At 40.2% G+C, this 21,528-nt stretch carries 18 protein-coding genes and 1 tRNA gene; 12 read left to right on the top strand and 7 right to left on the bottom strand.

The annotated features are described in order from the left end of the window. Nucleotides 1-19: 19 nt before the first annotated feature. The 6 genes from AB6811_RS00545 (at nt 20) to tilS (ending at nt 7,924) form a co-directional block, all read left to right on the top strand. Nucleotides 20-1,648, top strand: a complete 1,629-nt coding sequence (locus AB6811_RS00545) for a dipeptidyl-peptidase 3 family protein (RefSeq protein WP_369488250.1) — start codon at nt 20-22, stop codon at nt 1,646-1,648. 79 nt (nt 1,649-1,727) lie between these two features. Continuing rightward, complete coding sequence (locus tag AB6811_RS00550) at nt 1,728-2,300, top strand: SiaB family protein kinase (protein ID WP_369488251.1); 573 nt, start codon at nt 1,728-1,730, stop codon at nt 2,298-2,300. 16 nt (nt 2,301-2,316) lie between these two features. Further along, on the top strand, nt 2,317-4,155 hold the full coding sequence (locus AB6811_RS00555) for a BamA/TamA family outer membrane protein (RefSeq protein WP_369488252.1): 1,839 nt from the start codon (nt 2,317-2,319) through the stop codon (nt 4,153-4,155). Nucleotides 4,156-4,217: 62 nt separating this feature from the next. Then, nucleotides 4,218-5,240: an SDR family oxidoreductase gene (locus tag AB6811_RS00560; protein WP_369488253.1), complete on the top strand. Its 1,023-nt coding sequence runs from the start codon at nt 4,218-4,220 to the stop codon at nt 5,238-5,240. A 46-nt stretch (nt 5,241-5,286) separates the two neighbouring features. Beyond that, nucleotides 5,287-6,609, top strand: a complete 1,323-nt coding sequence (locus AB6811_RS00565) for an anthranilate synthase component I family protein (RefSeq protein WP_369488254.1) — start codon at nt 5,287-5,289, stop codon at nt 6,607-6,609. Then, nucleotides 6,596-7,924: a tRNA lysidine(34) synthetase TilS gene (tilS, locus tag AB6811_RS00570; RefSeq protein ID WP_369488255.1), complete on the top strand. Its 1,329-nt coding sequence runs from the start codon at nt 6,596-6,598 to the stop codon at nt 7,922-7,924. Before AB6811_RS00565 ends, tilS begins: the two co-directional genes overlap by 14 nt. An 8-nt stretch (nt 7,925-7,932) precedes the next feature. Here the strand turns inward: tilS and AB6811_RS00575 are convergent, their stop codons facing one another. Next, nucleotides 7,933-9,810 (bottom strand): ABC-F family ATP-binding cassette domain-containing protein, encoded by a 1,878-nt coding sequence (locus AB6811_RS00575; RefSeq protein WP_369488256.1) that lies wholly within the window; start codon nt 9,808-9,810, stop codon nt 7,933-7,935. 340 nt (nt 9,811-10,150) lie between these two features. Here AB6811_RS00575 and nth point away from each other — a divergent pair, with 340 nt between their 5' ends. Next, nucleotides 10,151-10,807, top strand: a complete 657-nt coding sequence (nth, locus tag AB6811_RS00580; RefSeq protein WP_369488257.1) for an endonuclease III — start codon at nt 10,151-10,153, stop codon at nt 10,805-10,807. Between the two features lie 45 nt (nt 10,808-10,852). On the opposite strand, the gene AB6811_RS00585 is transcribed toward nth, so the two are convergent. The 3 genes from AB6811_RS00585 to AB6811_RS00595 all read right to left on the bottom strand — a co-directional run bounded on the left by AB6811_RS00585 (nt 10,853) and on the right by AB6811_RS00595 (nt 13,214). Beyond that, nucleotides 10,853-11,509, bottom strand: coding sequence for an outer membrane beta-barrel protein (locus AB6811_RS00585; protein WP_369488258.1), 657 nt, complete (start codon nt 11,507-11,509; stop codon nt 10,853-10,855). Between the two features lie 88 nt (nt 11,510-11,597). Then, nucleotides 11,598-12,845, bottom strand: coding sequence for a hypothetical protein (locus tag AB6811_RS00590; RefSeq protein WP_369488259.1), 1,248 nt, complete (start codon nt 12,843-12,845; stop codon nt 11,598-11,600). Nucleotides 12,846-13,140: 295 nt separating this feature from the next. After that, a tRNA-Arg gene (locus AB6811_RS00595) sits at nt 13,141-13,214 on the bottom strand. A 90-nt stretch (nt 13,215-13,304) separates the two neighbouring features. Here AB6811_RS00595 and AB6811_RS00600 point away from each other — a divergent pair. The 3 genes from AB6811_RS00600 (at nt 13,305) to AB6811_RS00610 (ending at nt 16,453) form a co-directional block, all read left to right on the top strand. Further along, entirely contained in the window at nt 13,305-14,450 is a 1,146-nt protein-coding gene (locus AB6811_RS00600; RefSeq protein WP_369488260.1) for an alpha/beta hydrolase, read from the top strand. Nucleotides 14,451-15,124: 674 nt separating this feature from the next. Further along, the gene (locus tag AB6811_RS00605; RefSeq protein WP_369488261.1) at nt 15,125-15,307 is read left to right on the top strand and encodes a hypothetical protein; all 183 of its coding nucleotides are present in this window, start codon (nt 15,125-15,127) and stop codon (nt 15,305-15,307) included. Between the two features lie 672 nt (nt 15,308-15,979). Then, nucleotides 15,980-16,453, top strand: a complete 474-nt coding sequence (locus AB6811_RS00610) for an RDD family protein (protein WP_369488262.1) — start codon at nt 15,980-15,982, stop codon at nt 16,451-16,453. A 65-nt stretch (nt 16,454-16,518) separates the two neighbouring features. Here the strand turns inward: AB6811_RS00610 and AB6811_RS00615 are convergent, their stop codons facing one another. Genes AB6811_RS00615 through folP form a run of 3 tightly spaced genes read right to left on the bottom strand, consistent with a single transcriptional unit; the run spans nt 16,519 to nt 19,502 of the window. After that, nucleotides 16,519-17,763, bottom strand: a complete 1,245-nt coding sequence (locus AB6811_RS00615; protein ID WP_369488263.1) for a carboxyvinyltransferase — start codon at nt 17,761-17,763, stop codon at nt 16,519-16,521. 49 nt (nt 17,764-17,812) lie between these two features. Continuing rightward, complete coding sequence (cdaA, locus tag AB6811_RS00620; RefSeq protein ID WP_369488264.1) at nt 17,813-18,616, bottom strand: diadenylate cyclase CdaA; 804 nt, start codon at nt 18,614-18,616, stop codon at nt 17,813-17,815. A gap of 4 nt (nt 18,617-18,620) precedes the next feature. After that, nucleotides 18,621-19,502, bottom strand: coding sequence for a dihydropteroate synthase (gene folP, locus AB6811_RS00625; RefSeq protein ID WP_369488265.1), 882 nt, complete (start codon nt 19,500-19,502; stop codon nt 18,621-18,623). 88 nt (nt 19,503-19,590) lie between these two features. Here folP and tmk point away from each other — a divergent pair, with 88 nt between their 5' ends. Both tmk and AB6811_RS00635 read left to right on the top strand, forming a co-directional pair. Next, on the top strand, nt 19,591-20,283 hold the full coding sequence (tmk, locus tag AB6811_RS00630; protein WP_369488266.1) for a dTMP kinase: 693 nt from the start codon (nt 19,591-19,593) through the stop codon (nt 20,281-20,283). Nucleotides 20,284-20,294: 11 nt separating this feature from the next. Continuing rightward, nucleotides 20,295-21,515 (top strand): BT_3928 family protein, encoded by a 1,221-nt coding sequence (locus tag AB6811_RS00635; protein WP_369488267.1) that lies wholly within the window; start codon nt 20,295-20,297, stop codon nt 21,513-21,515. Nucleotides 21,516-21,528 lie beyond the last annotated feature (13 nt).

Below are 21,528 nucleotides of genomic sequence, written 5' to 3' on the forward strand. Positions count from 1 at the left end.
TATCAATATAAATTTTATTATGAAAGGGAAAACATTACTACTAGCAGCTGTTGCAACGCTCACAGTAATTGGTTGCAACACAAAAAAAACACAGGAGACCGAAATGCAGAAAAAGGTTAACGAATTTGCTCCGGTTGAGCTTAGGGTTGATATAATCAGCCTTTCCGATAAGGAGAAGCAAATGCTTCCTTTACTTTTTGAGATAGCCGAAATCATGGATGAACTATTTTGGCTACAAACCTATGGCGATAAGGAAGAACTGCTAAGCAAGATTAACGATGAAGCAACTCGCGACTTTGTAATGATAAATTATGGCCCATGGGAAAGGCTTAACGATAACAAACCTTTTGTTGAGGGTTATGGCGAAAAGCCCCTTGGCGCAAATTTTTATCCGAAGGATATGACTCGCGAGGAATTTGAAGCCTTTCAGGCTCCCGATAAAACAAGCCTATATACAATTATTATTCGTAATGCCGATAGCAAGCTTGAGTCGGTGCCATACCATGTTGCTTACAAGGAAAAAATTGATAAAGCCGCCGATTTACTTCGTAAAGCCGCTGAACTTGCCGAAGATGAAGGACTCAAAAAATATCTCACCCTTCGCGCCGATGCCTTGCAAACCGATGACTACTTTGCCAGCGACCTGGCATGGATGGATATGAAGACCAATAAAATCGACTTTGTGGTTGGACCAATTGAGAACTACGAGGATGCTCTGTTCAACTATAAGGCTGCTTATGAAGCATACATACTTATAAAGGATTTAGACTGGACTCAAAAGATTAACCGTTTTGCTGCACTACTTCCAAAACTTCAGGAAAGTTTACCAGTTGAACCGGAATACAAAAAAGAAAAGCCCGGTATCGATTCCGATTTAGGTGTTTATGAGGTTGCTTACTATGCAGGCGATTGCAATTCTGGAAGCAAAACCATTGCTATCAATTTACCCAACGATCCTCGTGTTCACCTGGAAAAGGGTAGCCGCAAGTTGCAACTTAAGAATGCCATGAAAGCTAAGTTTGAAAAAATTCTACTGCCTATTGGAAATATGCTCATTGTCGAGGAGCAGCGTAATAACATCAAGTTTGATGCTTTTTTTGAGAACGTTATGTTCCATGAGGTTGCCCATGGGTTAGGTATCAAAAACCTTGTTAATGGGAAAGGCACAGTTCGTGAGGCATTAAAAGAAATGCATTCCGCTTTGGAAGAGGGGAAAGCCGATATTCTTGGTCTTTACATGGTATCGCAGCTTGCACAAATGGGCGAACTGCCCGAAAAGGACATGATGGACAACTATGTTACCTTTGTTGCAGGTATTTTCCGATCGGTAAGGTTTGGTGCAGCTTCGTCGCATGGTAAGGCTAACATGGTTTGCTTTAACTACCTGAAAGAACGTGGCGCTTTTGAGCGAATTCCAGAAACAGGAACCTATCGTGTCAACTATGAAAAGATGACTGAGGCCATGAATTCATTGGCCAAGGACATTTTAACCCTTCAGGGTAATGGCGACTATGCTGCCGTTAAGAAACTCTTTGAGGAGAAAGGATTCATTACCGATGAACTTCAGGCCGATCTGAACAGGGTGGCTGAGGCTAATATCCCACGTGATATTAACTGCATTCAGGGAAAAGAGTTGCTGGGTTTATAAACCTAAAAATTAAGGTCGGATGGTTTGCTTTCCGACCTTTTTTATTCTATTTTTGAAAGCAATATAAAATTTCTGGAGTATGAACCTATCATTTAATTTCATTAAATCCGTCTCGAATATTTACGACGAAATGATTGATAATGGATTCTCCCTGGTTTACCTTGGGGAATTTAGCCATGAGATCACAAAAATGTTTACATCGATGGCGGAATCGGATATGGAAAAAAATAGTGAGGAACGCTCGGTGCAGCGTAAGGTTTACCACGTTATGGTTGAAACTCTCCAGAATATGAATAAGCATTCCGATGAGATTCAGGAGCGTAATATCGGTAAAGGGTTATTTATCATTGGTAAAAAACACGATACATACTATATTATTACTTCCAACAAGGTAGCTCGAAAGCATAAGGATCACCTTGAAAACGCACTGATAACCGTTAATAGCGCAACACCCGAGGAACTCAAGGAGATGTATAAGCGGCAAATTCGCGAAGGAAACCTTTCCGATAAGGGGGGAGCGGGCTTAGGGCTAATTGATATTGCTCGTAAAACAGGTGAACCATTAAACTACCAATTCCTTCAACTCGACGATCAAAACTTCTTCTTTATCCTTAAAGTTGAAATTAATGCCAAAAAATTTGCTAAGGAGTAAGCTTATTTCTTGATGAATGACTGATTTAAAGTTGTTTTCATATACCCGTGGTAAAACCATCATTGCATTAGTAATGATGGTTTATTTTTCATTTTTTGGATTTATTAATTATTCATCTTTTGCACAATCTGAAAGCAACCGGGTTAGTTCTGATAGTATTAAAAAGAAAGAGGATAAAATTTCACAAACCGTATATAAGTGGTTTGGCCGTCAGAATGTTAATGTTGCACCATTAACCAATGAGGAAACTGTTAACCGTTTCTTGAAGTATGAAGGCAAGGAAATTTCACAGATTAGTATAGTACGTTTTGATGCCTTTGGATATTCGGTTTACGATACTACAATTAAACCAGAGAGGAGTATTGAAAAATTTGGGAATAGCTTGCACTTAAAAACCTGGAAAAAAATTATTCAAAACAACTTGCTTTTCAAGGAAGGCGATAAGGTTGTTCCATTGGATTTGGCTGAAACTGAGCAGTTACTGCGCCAAAGTAACTTCTTTGAGGATGCCAATATTTTAGTTCAACCCTTGAGCGATTCAAACCATGTGCATGTTTATGTGATTACCAAGGATATTTGGTCAATGTCCGCTGGTGTGCAATACTCATCCCCTGAAAAGATGAAACTTGCTTTATCGGAAAGGAACTTTGCGGGTTTAGGTGTTCGAGCTAAAGCAATAGCTTATTATGATAAGACTTTTACAGATAAATGGTCGTATCAAGGGGAGTTTGATGTACCAAACTATTTTGGTTCATACATTTCCAGTAGCTTTTTTGTAAGAAAAGGTCATTCCTATGAGACTTACCTTATGAGGTTTAACCGTGATTTCTTTGCATCCAAGACTAAGTATGCAGGAGGTATTGAACTTTTAAAGTCCGACGAACCTTACAGGGTTTTCACCGACGATTCAGTTATTCAAATTTCTTATCAGTCGCAGGACTGGTGGATTGGCCGATCAGTCAGGGTTAGTAGACGCTCTGGTACCAGTGCCCCTCTAAATCTGGTTTTTGCATTACGTTACTATAGGCGCGATTACTTTCAATCACCACCGGTTTCTATTTACCTAAATCCAGTATTTCATTCTGCTGAGAATTATGTTGTTTCGCTGGGGTTGTCCAACCAAAACATTTACCGCTCCAGCTTGTACTTTGGATTTGGGAACACTGAGGATATTCCGGTTGGTTTTAAAATTCAGGCTACAAGCGGTATTCAGCAAAGTACCTTTCAGCGTCGTTTTTTGATTGGAGGGGAGCTTTCAGCTGCTGAGGTTACACCGTGGGGGTATTTGTTTCTATCGTCAAGGCTAGGGGGCTATCTTGCTGAGGGGCCAAAGGTAGAGCAGGCTGTTATCAACATTAGAGCGCAGTACTTCTCTAACCTTTACCACATTGGCCGTAATGATATTCGCCATTTTATTCGGTACGATTTTACTCGAGGGGCTGCCCGTTTTAGTGGTGAACGGGAGTATGTTGTTTTAACAAACAACTATGGTGTAAGGGGACTTAGGAGTCCAGACCTTTATGGCCAAACACGATTGATGTTTAACTTTGAGTCCATGTTATACTCACCCCATTACATCTACGGATTTAGACCTGCTTTTTTTGTTTTTGCCGATTTTGGTATGGTGGGAGAGTCCGATGAGTTAATCTACCAAAACACCCTGTACAGTGGGTTTGGAGTGGGTTTAAGGTTGAAGAATGAAAGTTTGATATTTCCTACGTTTCTTTTTCGTATTGGTTATTACCCTAAGTTGCCACCCGATGCCGAAGTGGCATACTGGTTTATTTCAACCGAGAACCGAAGGAATTTTGAGCAATTTAGGATTAAAGAACCATACATTCTTCAATATCAGTAATATCTATACTTAAAAATTTTTTCATACTGTTTTGTTTCTTAAACAACATAAAATTTTGATATATGACAAAAACTATACTTGTAACCGGTGGAACCGGTTATATTGGTTCATGGGTTGTTAAGGAATTGCTTGAAAAGGGTTATCGCGTAAGGGTACCTGTTAGGTCGTTTAACAGAAAGGACAAGTACCTGCATCTGCAGAATTTGCCAAATTCCACTAATTTGCTTGAACTTTTTGAGGCTGATTTGCTGATTCATGGAGCTTTTGATAAAGCAGCTGAGGGTGCCGATGCCATAATACATATGGCCTCGCCATTTACTCTCCGGTTTAAAGACCCGCAACGCGATTTGGTTGACCCTGCTGTTAAGGGTACAAGGAATGTTTTGGGTGCTGCAAGCAAATCGTCGACAGTGAAAAGGGTAGTGCTAACCTCGAGCGTGGCTGCTGTTCATGGCGATAATATCGACATGGTGGAACAGAGATTATCCGAGTTTACTGAGGAAAATTATAACACTACAAGTTCATTGAAGCATCAACCTTACTCCTTTTCAAAAGTTCAGGCTGAGAGGGAGGCATGGCGAATTAATGCGGAACAGAGTAAATGGGAGTTAGTGGTAATAAACCCCGCTTTGGTTCTTGGGCCTTCACTCGCAGGAAATTCCAATTCGGAAAGCCTTCAAATCATGAAGGATTTGATTTCCGGTAAGTATCGTTTTGGCGCACCTGACCTTTACTTCGGTTTTGTTGATGTACGCGATGTTGCTAAAGCACATGTGCTAGCCCTTGAAAACCCTTCTGTTTCAGGTCGATTTATTATTGCTGAACGAGTGGCAAATTTCATGGAACTGGTTGCAATTATCAACAATAAATTCCCTGGTCAGTTTAAACTCCCCAAAATGGTGGCCCCTAAGTGGTTGCTTTACTTTGTTAGCCCTCTTTTTGGCCTTTCACCTAGGTTTGTAGCCCGTAATGTTGGATATCGAATTGCGTTCAATACTAGTAGAAGCAGGCATGAGTTGGGTTTGGGATATACCCCTTTTGAACATACAGTTGTTGATATGGTGAACCAGTTCAAGAAAAATTAAACCATCCCCACTCTTCATGAACCCATAATTGGCTACCTTTGCGCTTATGCGCATTAAAAACATTCATAGGGTAAGCAATTTTGATAGGTTTGCCAAAAATCTGGCGTACGAGGTTGAAAACACCGATGTGGGTATTCTTCTTCGGGGATCTGATAGGTACACTATACCGGAAACCAATTTTACCAGCCGTTTTCACCTTACTGCTGCATTAGGTGTTAGCTCGGCTTGCAGCCCAAATTCTAATCATTTTGATGAACTCGATGAGTTCCTAAGCGCTCATAATGATTGGGTTTTTGGGTATTTTACTTACGATCTTAAAAATCAACTCGAACACCTACAGTCCAATAACCCCGATGGAGTTGGTTTCCCCGATATGTTTTTCTTTGTACCCCGGATACTGATACTGGTCAATGGTGAAATTGCTGAGTTTCATTACCTTCAGCACGAAGTATCACAAGAAGAAGTAAGTGATTTGATTGATAGGTTAGAAGGTGACTTTGAGGAATTGGACCACAATGTGTCGGTTGTTTTCCGTTCCCATTATTCCTATAACGATTACTTGAATACGGTTAACGCAGTTAAGCAGCACATTGCCCGGGGTGATGTTTACGAGTTGAATTTATGCCATGAATTCTTTGCTAACAATGTACGAATTATTCCTTATGTTGTTTTCAATAGGCTTTACGACAGGTCGCCAACGCCTTTTGGTGCATTTCTTAGGGTAAACGATAAGTTTCTGATGTGTGCCAGTCCGGAGCGCTATTTGCGTCGCGATGGTGATTGGCTATTCAGCCAGCCAATTAAGGGTACAGCACCGCGAATGGAATCGGACGAGTCTGATCAGCAGGAGATATTTCGACTTAAAACCGATCCTAAGGAACGTGCTGAGAATGTAATGATTGTCGACTTGGTCAGAAACGATTTATCGCGGATAGCCAAGCGCGGGAGTGTTAGGGTAAATGAGCTTTGCGGGATTTACACATTCCCACAGGTGCACCAGATGATTTCAACCGTGTCGTGCGAGCTTGCCGATGGGCTGCGCCCAACCGATCCTTTTAGAGCCACATTTCCGATGGGTTCAATGACTGGCGCTCCAAAAGTAAGGGCAATGGAACTAATTGAGAATTTTGAACGTTCCAAACGCGGGCTATACTCCGGTGCAGTTGGTTACTTTATGCCCAACGGCAATTTTGATTTTAACGTGGTAATTCGTAGCTTGCTTTATAATAGAAGCAATGGTTATTTGTCGTTTACAGTTGGTGGAGCAATAACCTTTAAGTCGCAACCCGAGGCTGAATACAGGGAGTGCTTAGTTAAGGCAAAAGCCATTTTAGAAACCCTAAACGCTCAGATAGATGCTGCAGAGTAAAATGATCGATTTTGTTCGTGAGCACCAAATGGCAAATGACCAGGATAAAATCCTGGTAGGGGTTAGTGGTGGTATCGACTCGATGGTGCTATTGCACCTATTGGTCCATGCCGGGTATAATGTTGGTGTTGCTCACTGCAACTTTAGCTTGCGGGGCGATGAATCGGATGCCGATGAACAGTTTGTTCGTTACCATTGCCTGATGAATGGCTTACCGGTTCATACCATTAAGTTCGATACCTTGGAATATGCCAAGGAGAATGGCTTATCCATTCAGGTGGCTGCTCGGGAATTGCGTTATGCATACTTTGATGAGATTTGTAAGGAACATAAATACACCCGAATAGCCATAGCTCACAATCTAAATGATTCCGTTGAAACAGTGCTGCTAAACCTTAGTCGGGGAACTGGTTTAAGAGGGCTTACCGGAATCAAACCCGTAAACGGTAATATCATTCGCCCACTGCTTTTTGCTACCCGTGTTCAGGTTCAAGAGTATGCTGCATTACATAACATTTCGTATCGCGAGGATTCCAGTAACGCATCCGATAAGTACAAGCGTAACTATATTAGGCACAATGTTTTGCCTCTTTTGCGTGAGTTAAACCCCTCTGTCGATATCTCAATTTATCAAACCGCACAGCATCTTCGTGAGGCTCAGCTTATTGTTGATAGCTTTTTGACCCAATTACGTAAGGAAATTGTTAATGAAAATGGGGGTGTATTCTATATCGATATTGAAAAACTTAAGAACCAGGCCGCTGTCAATATTTTTTTAGTTGATTTTCTGTCGGACTTTAATTTCACCCCTGCCATGACTACTGAGGTTTGCGAACTATTAGAATCGTCAATTGGCAAAAGGGTAGAGTCCGATACTCATGTAATTTTCCGCGATAGGAATCACCTTATTTTACAGCAAAAACAAAAGAGGCAAAGCGTTGAATGTCAGATTGATGTCAACATAACTCAAATTGACCAACCTGTAAAATTAAGTTTGAGTAAACTTGATTACTCTCAAGGTTTTGTGTTTGGGAAAGATACAAAATACGCATATCTTGATCTGGAAAAACTCAAGTTTCCACTTACCATCAGACCATGGCAACCTGGCGACCGGTTTATGCCTTTCGGCATGACCAGCTTTAAAAAGATTAGTGATTTCCTAGTTGACATCAAAATACCCCTTCCTGATAAGGAGAGGGTTTTTGTTCTGATCTCGGGAAACGAAATTGTATGGGTTATTGGTTACCGAATTGATAATAGGTTTAGGGTTGATGAGAATACCCGAAAGATATTACTGATCAAATTTGATGAGTGATTGCATGACTACTCCTCAAATTCATTCAATTCCAACCAACGCATTTCTTTATCTTCGAGTAGTTTGGAAATTTCACTAAACCTATTTGAAATGTCCATTAGCAGCTTAGCATCCTGAATGCCACCGTTGAGCAAACCTTCAATTTCTTTCTTTTCCTTTTCCAGTTTTTCTATTTCATCGGTAAGCTTTTCCAGCTCTTTCTTTTGGGCAAAGGTTAACTTACTCTTCTTCCTTTCAGGTTGGGGGCGTTTGCTTTCGGTTTTTCCTTTAGAGGAGGTTTGTTGTTCGGCATTACTTTTTTCCTGTTCCTTTGCCCATTCACGGTATTCAGAATAGTTGCCCGGAAATCCGCTAATTTCACCATTGCCCTCAAAAATCAACAGGCCATCAACTAGCTTATCCATAAAATACCGGTCGTGCGAAACCACAACTACTACGCCAGGAAAGTTAATCAGATAATCCTCTAAAACATTGAGCGTAAAAATATCGAGGTCGTTGGTCGGCTCGTCGAGTATTAAAAAGTTAGGGTTTTGCATAAGCACTGTTAGCAGGTATAGCCTGCGCTTTTCGCCACCGCTTAGCTTACGAACCAGAGTGTGTTGCTTGTCGGGTGTAAATAGAAAGTTGTTTAGAAACTGCGATGCAGTTATAGTTTTACCATTAGCAAGGGTGATTACTTCAGCTATTTCTCGAACCACGTCAATAACCTTAACATCCTCGGGAATGTTCATTCCGCCCTGGCGGTAATATGCAATTTTTAGAGTTGCACCGGGGTCAATTGTTCCGGAATCGGGAGGGAGTGTTCCTGTAATCAGGTTAAGGAAGGTAGTTTTACCAGTGCCATTAGCACCAACTATACCAAGCCGTTCAAAGCGGTTGAAGGTGTAGCTGAAGTCATTAAGAATTACCTTGCTATCAAAACTTTTTGAAAGGTTATGTACCTCCATTATTTTTTTTCCTAAGCGCGAGGCGCTTACGCCAATTTCAACATCGTTGGAATGAATTTTTTGTTGTGCGGTTTCGCGGAGCTTGTAGAATGCATCAATTCTATACTTGGCTTTTGTTCCTCGTGCTTGCGGCATGCGGCGCATCCATTCAGTTTCCCGTCGGAGTAAGTTGCTTGCTCTGTCAATTTCTGCCAGCTTTGCCCTAATTCGCTCATCGCGTTTCTCAATAAAATAGGAATAGTTTCCGTTGTAAGTATAAACCTGCTTTTGATCTATCTCAATAATATCGGTACAAACGCGGTCAAGGAAATACCTGTCGTGGGTAACCATCAGCAATGTTTTTTGCGACCGTGTTAGGTAATCCTCCAACCATTCCACCATTTCAAGGTCGAGGTGGTTGGTTGGCTCATCGAGGATAAGCAGGTCAGGGTTACTTATCAGCACCGCAGCAAGCGCAACTCGCTTGCGCTGTCCACCCGAAAGCAGTTGAACGGGTTGATTTATATCTGTAAGCTGAAAAACTGAGAGTATTTGCTTGGCCTTTTGTTCCCTATCCCAAATGTTAAGCCTGTCCATCTCGTCAATGGCATGCTGCAAGGCCATTTTATCGGTTGACTCAATAGCTTTTTCGTAATTACGTATGGCAACCGAAATAGCATCATCGGCATTAAAAACATTTTCTAAAACCGATTTTGATAAATCGAGTTGGGGTTCCTGTGGTAGATAGCCAACGCTAATATCGTTACGTAGGGTTACCTTTCCGGAATCGGGTGTGTCATGTCCTGCAAGGATATTTAGTAATGTACTTTTACCAGTTCCATTTCTTGCTACTAGGGCTGTGCGCTGGTTTTGGAATAGGCTAAGCGATACATCGCTTAATACTTCCAAATCCCCAAACGACTTGTTTACATTCTCAGCTTGTAGGTAAATTAATGCCAAAGTATTCTTTTTTTTGAGATGCAAAGTTAGTAATTTGTGCAACATTTGCTTAAACCGAATTGCCATGAATTAACAAATCTATACGGGTTGATAAAAATGGGGAGATAGTCGGATTATTAGATGAATGAGTCGGAATGAATCGGAATAGTGGGAATATGATGAAGTTAGAAGAAGTTAGAGGAATAGTGGAAAGTGATCTGTTAAACCAAATTATAATGAATTTGCAAATCCATACGGGCTGATAAAATGCTGATTCATAAATATTTTATTGGAGATTTGCCAGTGGAAATAAAAAAGGTTTAATCAATTTAATCTAATTTTGGGATTAAAGAGAAATATGATGAATTCAAAAAAGGAACTATACCGTTTTGTAATCGAGTATTTTGAGAAAACCCGCCCCATAGCCGAAACCGAATTGCATTACTCCAATCCTTATGAATTGCTTGTGGCAGTTATACTTAGCGCGCAATGCACCGATAAACGAGTAAATCTAATTACACCAAATTTTTTCAAAAATTTTCCCGATGCTGTGAGTTTAGCAAACGCCAGCGTGGAAGATATTTACGAAATAATTAAAAGTTGCTCATACCCAAACAGTAAGGCAAAGAATCTGCTAGGAATGGCCAAGGTTTTGGTGACTGAGTTTAATGGCGAGGTCCCTTCTGATATCAATCTTTTGCAACGCCTTCCGGGTGTTGGCCGTAAAACTGCCAATGTTATTGCATCGGTAGTGTTCGATAAACCAGCTATGGCTGTTGACACTCATGTGTTCCGTGTAGCAAATAGGATTGGTTTGGTAAGCAACGCCAAAACCCCACTTGCCGTTGAACGCCAGCTGATGGAAAACTTCCCCCTTGAACTTATTCCTAAAGCTCATCACTGGCTTATACTTCACGGTAGGTATGTGTGTACTGCACGGAAACCCAAGTGTACAGAATGTGGTTTAACACTGGTTTGTAAGGAATACAAGAAAATCAGTAAAAAAGCAGAAAAATAAAAAGGGACGCATTAGCATCCCTTTCCTTAACTTATCGGGTAGGTATTATAGCTTTACAATTGCACCTATTGTAATAAAACCTGTGGTTGCAATGGCATCGAGGTTAGCGCCAACTCCAAAAGTATTGGTGATGTTGGTTGTGTTGTTATCTTTAACAGAAACACGGTTAAAGTTAAGGTTAAGTCCACCAATTACAGCTTCAAGCTCAACTTTATCAGTCAATTTATATGAAATGCCTGGAAATGCCGATATCCCAATGGTGGTTGTTTTAGGGCCAGTTGTGGTTGTTGAACCAACCTTATTTTTTTCCACGCCATACGAAAAACCTAAATTCCCTTGAGCAAAAACCGAAAATTTGTTTAGGGAAAAGGCGTAGTAACGGGCAAACGGCGTTAACCCAAATGTTGTAGTTCTATCAATTTCTTCAGGGGTGCCAGGCGTTTTCTCACTTTGTAGGTTAAAACCTAGTATGGCTCCAACTGCAAGCTTTTCGGATAGGAAGATTCCTGCTTTGGGGGCTAGTGAGAAGCTGGTTTGTGTAACCTTGTCAACGGAAGTGTTGCCATTTTCAATTTTTCCGCCAGTGGTGTTAAATCCAACGCTACCACCAACAAAAATTTGAGCAAACAGTCCTGTTGTGGCAAATAATAATAACGAACTAATTACTACTCTTTTAATGGCTATGTTTTTAAAAGTTCGCACTAAATTATTGCTTTTTTAATTATTTGCCATGTTAAATAGTGTTGTGTTCAAAATTTATTGAAATTACATTACTTGAATTGAAATTACATTACTTGAAGTTGAATATAAAGGGCAGAATAAATACCACAAAAATCAGCCATATTCCATAGTAGGGTAAAAATTTGGCCGTTACTTGCTCAATAATGGTTAAGTGTTGTTTTTTTCGTATCACTCTCAATAAATTGGTTAGGATTAAAATTAAATGGGTGAAAAATAGAAGGTTCGATCCTATTACAGCTAGCCGGTTAGGTGTTATGCCATACTCTGTAATCCTATAAAGAATAGCCAGTAACGCTACAACATTTATTAGCAAAGCTATTGTTGAAAGAGCAGTGAAAATGATTGTGTAATAATTATTTGTTGAGTTGTTAACTCTTTCTGAAATTGAAAAAATCACCAATGCAACAACTCCAATAAGCATTGCATTGAAAATAATTAGAAAATCCCTATTAATAAAAGGATTGCTTCCTTTTGCTATTATGCTGATAAGGTATATTATGAGTGTTATTAGTATTAGTGGGCTAAAAATATTGGCAATTATAGTAACAATTTTATTTGATAGGTATTCAAATTTATTTATCAGATATGTGCAAATTATTGGAACGGAAACTACTCCAGGTATAACAATTAGTTCAAAATAAATTTTTTCAACGTTTATTCCAATAGCGCTAAACAACCCAATGGTAAAAGCAGTTAGGATCATTCCTGCTATTGCAAAAATGCCAAACAAAACGGCTAAGTCGCCATTATACTTTATAAACTCAATTCGTTTTTCATTGTTTTTTAGTTCGAACTCTGAGAACACTATGCCAAAAATGAACCAAAGAAGTATGGGTAAATGGAGGTATATCAGGGTTGTAGAGCTACTTTCCGTTTTTGGCAGAACATTTACATAAATTGCAGAAATAATAAAAAAACCAACGATTGCTGCAGTTTTTTTTTGGTTGATATTTTTTAGTATGGCCGTGTAAAGGGTTACTCCAAGGAGAGCCGTTAGCGCAAGGTTCCGTTCGTAAAAATTATTTTCATGTGGATTAAACCCAAACAACCAAGGAATTAACATGATAATACTGACTATCAAACAGGGAATTAAAACATATGTAATTTCTTTTAGGTTTACATTGAACAGTATTTTATTATTGGCGGTTAGCCTAGTAAACCAAAATTTTGCTAATGGAATGCTTGATATTTCAGGGTAAATGCTGAAAAAGGCTTTTTCAAAACCTTTTCTGTTCTTTCTGTAAAGTTGCTCAAGCACTTCAGGATTGTCGAGGTTGTTCCTAATTGAGTTTTCCATTGTGAGGCGATTTTTTGGTTAACGCCAATATAAGTAAATTATTGTGAAGTGAGTTAGAATGAATTCCAAAAAGTGATGCACTTCAAGTTAGTTCTGCTACACTCCATGATCCCTCGGGCAATGCTGATTATGGCTACTTTATTGATCAAAGAAAGCCAGTCTTGAGTGGACTGGCTTAACCAAGTGACCCCGGAGGGATTAGTTCCGCTACGCTCCATGATCCCTCGGGCAATGCTGATTATGGCTACTTTATTGAACAAAGAAAGCCAGTCTTGAGTGGACTGGCTTAACTAAGTGACCCCGGAGGGATTCAAACCCCCGACTTTCAGAACCGGAATCTGACGTTCTATTCAGCTGAACTACGGGGCCATTTATTTCCTGCAAAGATATATCTGTTTAGCCATTTTTACAACTACTTTTTTAGTATTACCTTTGTTTTTAATGTAAACTATTCTAAGAATGAAAGCCAATTTTGTTATACTGTCATCGTTGATTTTATTGAGCTTCCGGTTAAGCGCACAGGTTGTGTTTGTTGTTGATTCTTTTCCGGCAAAAACTCGGCCCGATGACACAATTTTTATGGCATCGGAACTAAATGGATGGAATCCGCATGATATTAGTTGGGCCTTTAAACGAACTACGAACCGTTATGAACTGAAATTAACGCATGTAAAGGATACCTTTGAGTATAAACTTTCACGTGGCAGTTGGCAGTTTGTTGAGGTGGACTCCAATGGGGGCGATATTCGAAACAGGATTTATTCCCCGCCTACCGATACAGTGAGAATTAAGGTGAGGGGATGGCGCGATATGTTTGAGGCCGCTCAACGAAAATCCACAGCATCGGCTAATGTTAGGTTCTTACCCTCAACCCTTGAGATGAAACAGCTGAATCGCCGAAGAGCGGTGCGGTTATACTTACCGCCAAATTACAGCAAAAGACAGCAGTTTCCTGTAATTTACATGCACGATGGCCAAAATGTTTTTGACGAGTCTACCTCATTTGCCGGGGAATGGAGGGTTGACGAAATAATGGATAGCCTTTACTACAACTGCGGCTTTGCCGCCATTGTTGTAGCTATTTATAATGATAGTAAGGAGCGTATAAACGAATACTCACCCTGGCGTAACGACTCCCTTGGCATGGGTGGCGATGGCGATAAGTATGCATACTTTGTTGCCAAAGAGCTTAAGCCATTTATCGATAAAAACTATAGGACTAATCCTGAACCCAAGTTTAATGCTATTTTTGGGAGCTCAATGGGTGGATTAATTTCGCTTTACATAGGGCTCAAGTATCCCGATGCTTTTGGGAGGGTGGGAGTGTTTTCGCCTTCGCTCTGGTTTTCGCCTAAAGTATTTGAGTATGTTTCAAAGTACAAGCGTAGGGCTGATCAGAAAATATATCTTTTGGCTGGTGAAAAGGAAAGCGAAACCTTAGTTGAGGATATGAAAATGCTGGAACACCACCTATACAAAGCTGGATATAAGGATGAGGATTATGTTAAAATGAAAATTGCACCTGATGGTCGTCATTCAGAATGGTTTTGGAGCCGAGAGTTTACTGAGGCTTTGGAGTATCTGTTTGAAATAAGGAAAAACTAACTCGATTATTTTTAAAATGTGTTGGCCTGTTTTGGCTATCCAATGGAAAAAGTGTCCAATATTTCTTTTATACCTTGAGTTACTAACAGTAAATTATTTATTTCATCATTCCAGTAATCAATGTCGTTTAGTTAACAAAAATAAACATGCCTGTCATCCTGAGTGCAGCGAAGGAGCTCATTGTTAGTGTACCGTGTTCAGTGTGCAGTGTACAGTAGTGGGGATGTTTAAGGATAAAGGATAAAGGTTCAAAGTTCAAGGTTCATGTAAAAGGCACAATGTCATAGGCTTAGGATTTATTATCAACTATCAACTAAATAGGTATAAAAGAGTTACACGGTGTAACACGGTGTTACACTGAATGACATTCACGAGCAACGAACACCGCTTCTAGCCCCGTAGGGGCGTAATATCTGTAACCCCACCTGTTAGAGCGCGTCTCCAGACGCGTGCATTATCCGCCCTGAAAGGGCAAATCACATTAGCCCTGGGTTTTAACCCAGGGTATTGAGGTGTTCAAATTATTTTGCAATGCACGCAATACATTTTCCAAAGAACAATCTTGAAACGTTGCATCGCAAAAGAAAAATCATTACAAAGAATTATTTACATGTTCTTTCTTGTCTTGATACAAGAAAGAACCAAAGAAAATCAAGGCTGAAAAGCCTGACCCGATGGGTGCCCCGCGGGTGGAACTGCCACGCGATACTATTCGCCACGCCTTCGGCGTGACTCATGTGGTATCGCTTACTAAGCCCACCGTCACGTTCCACCCACGACCCACTACCGGGTCAGGCTTTTATGCCTCTGCCTGCTTCTTCCGCTCCATTCCCTCTCAGGGAAAAGGGCAGGGGTGAGGTCGTTTCCTATATTCAACCTAGATGACCCCTCTAAATCTCCCCTGAGAGGGGAGGCTTTAGCCCTGCAATAAGGTCTCCTAAATGCTTCTCCCCTCTCCTATCAGGAGAGGGGAGGGGGTGAGGTCAATTTCGCGAACAACGAACAACGAGCAACGAACAACACTTCCAGTTCCGTAGGGGCGTAATATTTGTAACACAATAGTTACTCCCTCATGCATAGCGATGCACGCCATACATATGCCAAAGAGCAAGGGGAAAGCGTTGCATCGCAACAGAAAAGTACTGCAAAGAGCGGTTTCAAAAAAAACAAAAAGGATTAAAGGTAAAGCGATGCTTCAGCTAGCTCAGCATGACAAGGGAGCAGAAAGGAAGATAGGTTTTTTGTCATCCCAAGCAGAGTCGAGAGAACTCTTCAATGGATTGAAGAGAAAAGGGCAATGAGATGCTATGCCGAAGTCTATCCCTATAAATCGCGACTCAGCGCGACAGCGTGATGTTTCGCTTGCGCGAAACATGACAAATAACCTTAACTAAACAACATTGGTTCCGGTAATAGCAATTTGGCAAGAATTTGTAGATAATTAGGTTTGATTGTTTTGAAACTACATGGAATTTATTATATTGCTGTTGATTTAAATAACCATAAACTAAACTTAAACCTTACGAATTATGGAAAACTTAAAGTATGCAGGTTTTTGGTGGCGCTTTCTGGCGTACATGCTTGATGCAATAATTATTGGTGTAATCCAGTGGATTATTGTAATACCTGTTCTTGCATTAATTGGATTCTCAGCGGCCTCAACTGCGTCAAATGGAATGAATGAGACTGAGGCCATTGGTATGGTTGGCGCTATTGTTGGTACGGCCATGATTAACTATTTGGCGTTGATTGTACTAATGTGGTTATACTTTGCCATAATGGAGTCGTCAAAGTTCCAAGGAACGGTTGGTAAGATTGCCATTGGCCTTGTTGTAACTGATATGGAAGGAAATCGTATTTCGTTTGCCCGAGCTACCGGACGCTATTTCGGAAAAATTCTTTCCAGCTTGATTTTCATGATAGGGTATATTTTAGCAGGTTTTACCCAAAAGAAACAAGCACTTCACGATATGCTTGCTGGCACATTAGTTTGGAAAAAGTAATTGATTATATCAAAATAGGAAGGGTGACAGTGATGTCACCCTTTTGCTGTTTATGAAATTTCTTTTTACTGCAAAACTGTTACCTCAAAACCTAACTTTTTAATCTCATCCCAAAAGGTTGGGTATGATTTACTGGTTATACGAGCATTGTTCATAATCACTCTCTTGCCAAGAATTGCGTAAGGAGCTAGCGACATGGCTACACGGTGATCGTTTTGTGAATCGCACTCTAGAACTTTCAAGTTTTTTAGTTTAGATTTTCCATCGAACTTTAGAACTTCAACATCATTTTCCAGTTGAACATTAATTGTTGCACCAAGTTTCCGGAATTCGGCTTTAATGGCATCGAGCCTGTCGGGGTCTTTGGTATGAAAGTAATCAATTCCACTAATTGTAAAAGGAATGCCTAAAGCAAGGCAGGCAAACATCGCGGCAGGGGCTAAATCGGGGTGTTGCTTAAAATTATGTTCAAATTGCTTTGTTACCCTTCCTTTGCGGTTAAGAATTATTGCATTCTCTGCAATAATTGTGGTTACACCTAACCGTGTGAATAAGTCTTTTACAGCAGTATCGCACTGAAAACTTTCGGGTTTCAGACCTTTGATAGCAATCTCCCCTTTATCGGCAAGGGCTACTGCCTCGTACCAGTACGATGCTAACGACCAATCAGCTTCAATGGAAAGTTCACTACCATCAAAGATCTGATGTTCAATAAGCACCTCATCCTCACGCCAATCAATATTTACGCCCATGAACTGAAGCGCTCGAAGGGTCATGGTGGAGTAACCCTGGGAAATGATAAAATTTTTTAGTTCAATAATTTCTTCGGAATTTAAACTTGGGTCGATAAGCAATCGTGCTTCAATCATCTTGCTATTAATTGATCCTTCAACCCGAAGTATTTTCCCCTTCAAATTCTTTCCAATAAGCCTGAAAGGCGGATTACCAATTCGTTCTTCGAACTGAACCTTTAACCCATACTTTTGGAGCAACGCTACAATCTTACCAGCGGTGCTGTCTTTTAAGATGTTTGACGATGAAAGTATCCACTCGCCACCAAAGTAGTTGATAAAGGCCCTGATATGCCTAATTGCTCGGGCTGTACGGCCACTTTTGCTCTTTAACCCTTCCTTAAAGATGCTTTGGTTAATAATTTTTTCATTGCCAATTTCAGCACCCTGTCCTGTGGGCAGATTTGCATCTTTGTAAACCTTAATTACTAAAAACTTATTTGACATTGGTCGGGTGGGGGGTATTGTAACCTCACCATAAATCTTTGTGTCCGATTTGGTGATTTGGTACTTAATCATTGCTGATAAGATTTAGGTGTTGAACAAATGTAACATAAACTCTATTATCCTATCGTTTAGCTTGTAACTTTTGTTCTAGTTTGTCTTTTAGGTCAGTAAGGCTAATGCCATAATCGATACTGCCATTGTCGGCTAAGCTGATTTTGCCAGTTTCTTCTGAAACAACAATTACCAAGGCATCCGTAACCTCTGTCAATCCTAGGGCCGATTTATGCCTCATTCCGAAATTTGGGGGTAAATTAAGGTTCTCCGATATTGGCAAAACACATCGGGCAGCATGAATCTTATTGCCTTTGATTATTGCCGCCCCATCGTGTAATGGGCTATTTTTGAAAAAAATGTTTTCAAGCAGCCGGCTTGAGAGTTCTGCGTTAATAATATCGCCTGTTTGGGAGTATACCTCAAGCTCTGAGTTTCGGGTAATGGCAATTAGTGCACCTGTTTTGGTTTCCGACAGGTTTTTACAAGCCTTTACTATTGCATCGAGGTTTGTTTGGCTAACCTCATTCTGATCTGTACCTAGCAAGAAAGACTCCAAGGCACTTTTCCCTTTAGTTGTGTATCGTGACCCAAGCAGCAATAAAAATTTTCTTATCTCCTGCTGGAAAACAATAATGATGGCGATAACACCAACTCCAATTACCTGGCCAAGTATACTGCCAAGTAACTCCATGTTCAATGCTTTTACAACTAACCAAATGAAGTACAAGAGCACAATTCCTGAAAAAATTTTTATGGCGGCGGTCCCTCTAATTAAAAGGTATATTTGGTAAAGAAGAAATGCTACAATTACAATGTCGACAATATCGAGCACTCTTACATGTATAAAAAGCGGTATCGGTAATAATTCCATGGGGCTAAATGAATTGAAATTCAGGTTGCGCATAAAGTAGTTCAAGTAATCTTATGGTTTCAGCTGCTTGTTTAACATCATGAACCCTAAGTATGCTGGCACCCTTAAGAATTGCCAATGTGTTGAGAACCGTTGTCCCATTTAATGCTTGCTCGGGTTTAGTGTTTAGTGGTTTGTAAATCATCGACTTCCTTGAAATGCCAACAAGTATCGGAAGTTCCAGTAGCTTAAAGGTTTCAAGGTTTTTTAGGATGGTATAGTTATGCTCAATGGTTTTGCCAAAACCAAAGCCGGGGTCAATAATTATATCCTTAACGTTAAGCTGTTTGAGTTTCTCAATTTTATCGTTAAAGAATAGAATGAGGTCTCTGATAACATTTTCGTATTGAGGGTTTTGCTGCATATTCTCGGGTGTACCTTGCATATGCATGAGTATGTAGGGTACATTCAGTTCAGCAATAGTTTCAAACATCTTGCTGTCCATCTGTCCTGCCGATATATCGTTGATTATATCAACGCGAAATTCCTTTACAGCCCATTCTGCAACCGAAGCACGGAAGGTGTCTACTGAGATTATGGTTTCAGGATAACTCCTGCGAATAGCAGCCAACGCTTTGTGGAGGCGTTTTATCTCATCTCGCTCACTTACCGGTTTCGCACCAGGTCGTGTTGAGCAAGCACCAATGTCAATTATCTGGCCACCTTCCTCTATTATTTGTTTTGCCCTGCGGACTATGCTGTGCGAAAACCTGTACCGGCTACCACTAAAAAATGAATCGTTTGTTATGTTTATTATTCCCATAACCAAGGGTTTCTCAATGGTTATGAGTCTGCCGTTGCACTGCAACGTTTTTCTTGGCGCGAAAACTGAACGTTTTTCTTCCATTTTTTCCTATCTTGCAAAATGTTTCAAATGCTAAAATTACGAAACATTGTGTTAAGTTTACAGATGTTGTTTTTTAATTTTTTTGCAGATGGCTTTAATTGTTATTGAAGGGCTCGATGGTGCAGGCAAATCAACCCAAATTGACTTACTTACAAAACATCTTAATACAAAGTCCATACCTTGCCATTTCCTTCACTTCCCTAGAGTTGATGCCCCATTTTTTGGCGATCTTATTGCTAGGTTTCTACGTGGCGATTTGGGAACTATCGACAGGGTTGATCCTTATGTGGTAGCCCTTTTGTATGCTTCGGATAGGATGGATGCTGCTCCAATGATTCGCCAATGGCTTAATGAAAAGCATGTGGTTCTGCTCGACAGGTATGTATACTCCAACGTTGCCTTTCAGTGTGCTAAGCTTAACAATCCCCATGAAATTAACCTGTTAAGGGAATGGATTTTAAAGCTGGAATTTGATTACTATGCAATACCTAAACCCAACTTAAATATCTTTTTAAATGTACCTTTTGAATTTACCCGCAAACGTCTAACTGAGCAAAGAATTGGTGAGTCAAGGCAATACTTGCAGGGTAAGGACGATATTCACGAAAAGGACCTATCGTTCCAGGAGAAAGTTCGTAATATCTACCTACAGCAGCAACAGTTCGACCCAAATTTTGTTGTATTAGATTGTACTGACATTGAGGGGCATATGCACAAGCCTGAAGCTATTTCGTCGATGATACTGGATGAAATTGCAAAGCGGAATTTGTTGAATCTATAAAGCAGATAGCAATGAAAAAGAGAGTTTTATCTGTTGCAAGGTATTTGTTGGCAGTAGTTTTTATTTTCTCAGGGTTTGTAAAGGGAATTGACCCGTGGGGTACAGTTTACAAGTTACATGATTACTTTATTGCGTTCCATCTCCATTTCCTGGACAATTTAGCACTACCTCTTTCTGTTTTGCTTTGCGCCGCTGAGCTTTACATTGGCTTGCTATTACTATCAGGGGTAAAACAGAAGATTGCTGCATGGGGGGCATTCCTATTCATGGTAGTATTTACACCCCTGACCCTTGTGCTGGCAATCACCAACCCTATCTCGGATTGTGGTTGTTTTGGCGATGCCATAAAGCTATCGAATTGGGGAACCTTTTTTAAAAATTTAGTTTTTTTTGCTGCGGCTGCATTCCTTTTTACTAACCGTAGGAAGGAACTATCAAGGCAAAATCCTATCAAACAGAATTTGCTTGCATTACTGCTTCTTGCCATTGCAATTTTACCTTCTGTTCATGGCATACGCCATCAGCCCATTATCGATTTTAGGCCTTTTCACATTGGTGCTAATTTATTACAGTACACTTCAATCCCTGAAGGGGCACCTCACGATGTTTACAGAACAATTCTTTACTACCAGAAGGATGGCGTGGTAAAGGAATTTGATGAAACCAACTACCCGTGGAATGATTCTACATGGACTTTTGTTGATTCAAAGTCGTATTTGGTTGAAAAAGGCTACACCCCTCCTATAGCTAACTTCACTTTATACACTGAAGATGGACATAACTATACCGATAGCATACTTTACTCTAAAGGTGATTTAATTTTAGTTGTTATTCCAAATATTAAATACTTATCGGAACCCGCAATAGCTAGGTTTAAAACTATTCAGAAACAGGCTCGCGATAAAGGCATAAAAATCCTCGGGTTAACATCGGCTGCTGGAACCAATTTGGCAAACCTGGAAAACCAACATGGTTTATTCTTTACATGGCTTCAAGCCGATGAGGTTATGCTAAAAACCATTGTTCGTTCGCATCCCGGTATGCTTTATTTATACAATGGTACAATAATTGGCAAATGGCACTGGCGCGATATCCCTGAAACCCTTCTTAAAACCGAGCAACCCTTATCATTTTTAGTAACTGCTTCGCAAAAAAAGTGGGAGTATGCTATTGCTTCAATATTATCGCTATCTTTAATATTAATTCTGATCTTGTTTAATCGAAACAAATAAATCAAAATTTCCA

The sequence above is a fragment of the Tenuifilum sp. 4138str genome, from assembly GCF_041102575.1.
In the GTDB taxonomy this organism is placed as follows: domain Bacteria; phylum Bacteroidota; class Bacteroidia; order Bacteroidales; family Tenuifilaceae; genus Tenuifilum; species Tenuifilum osseticum.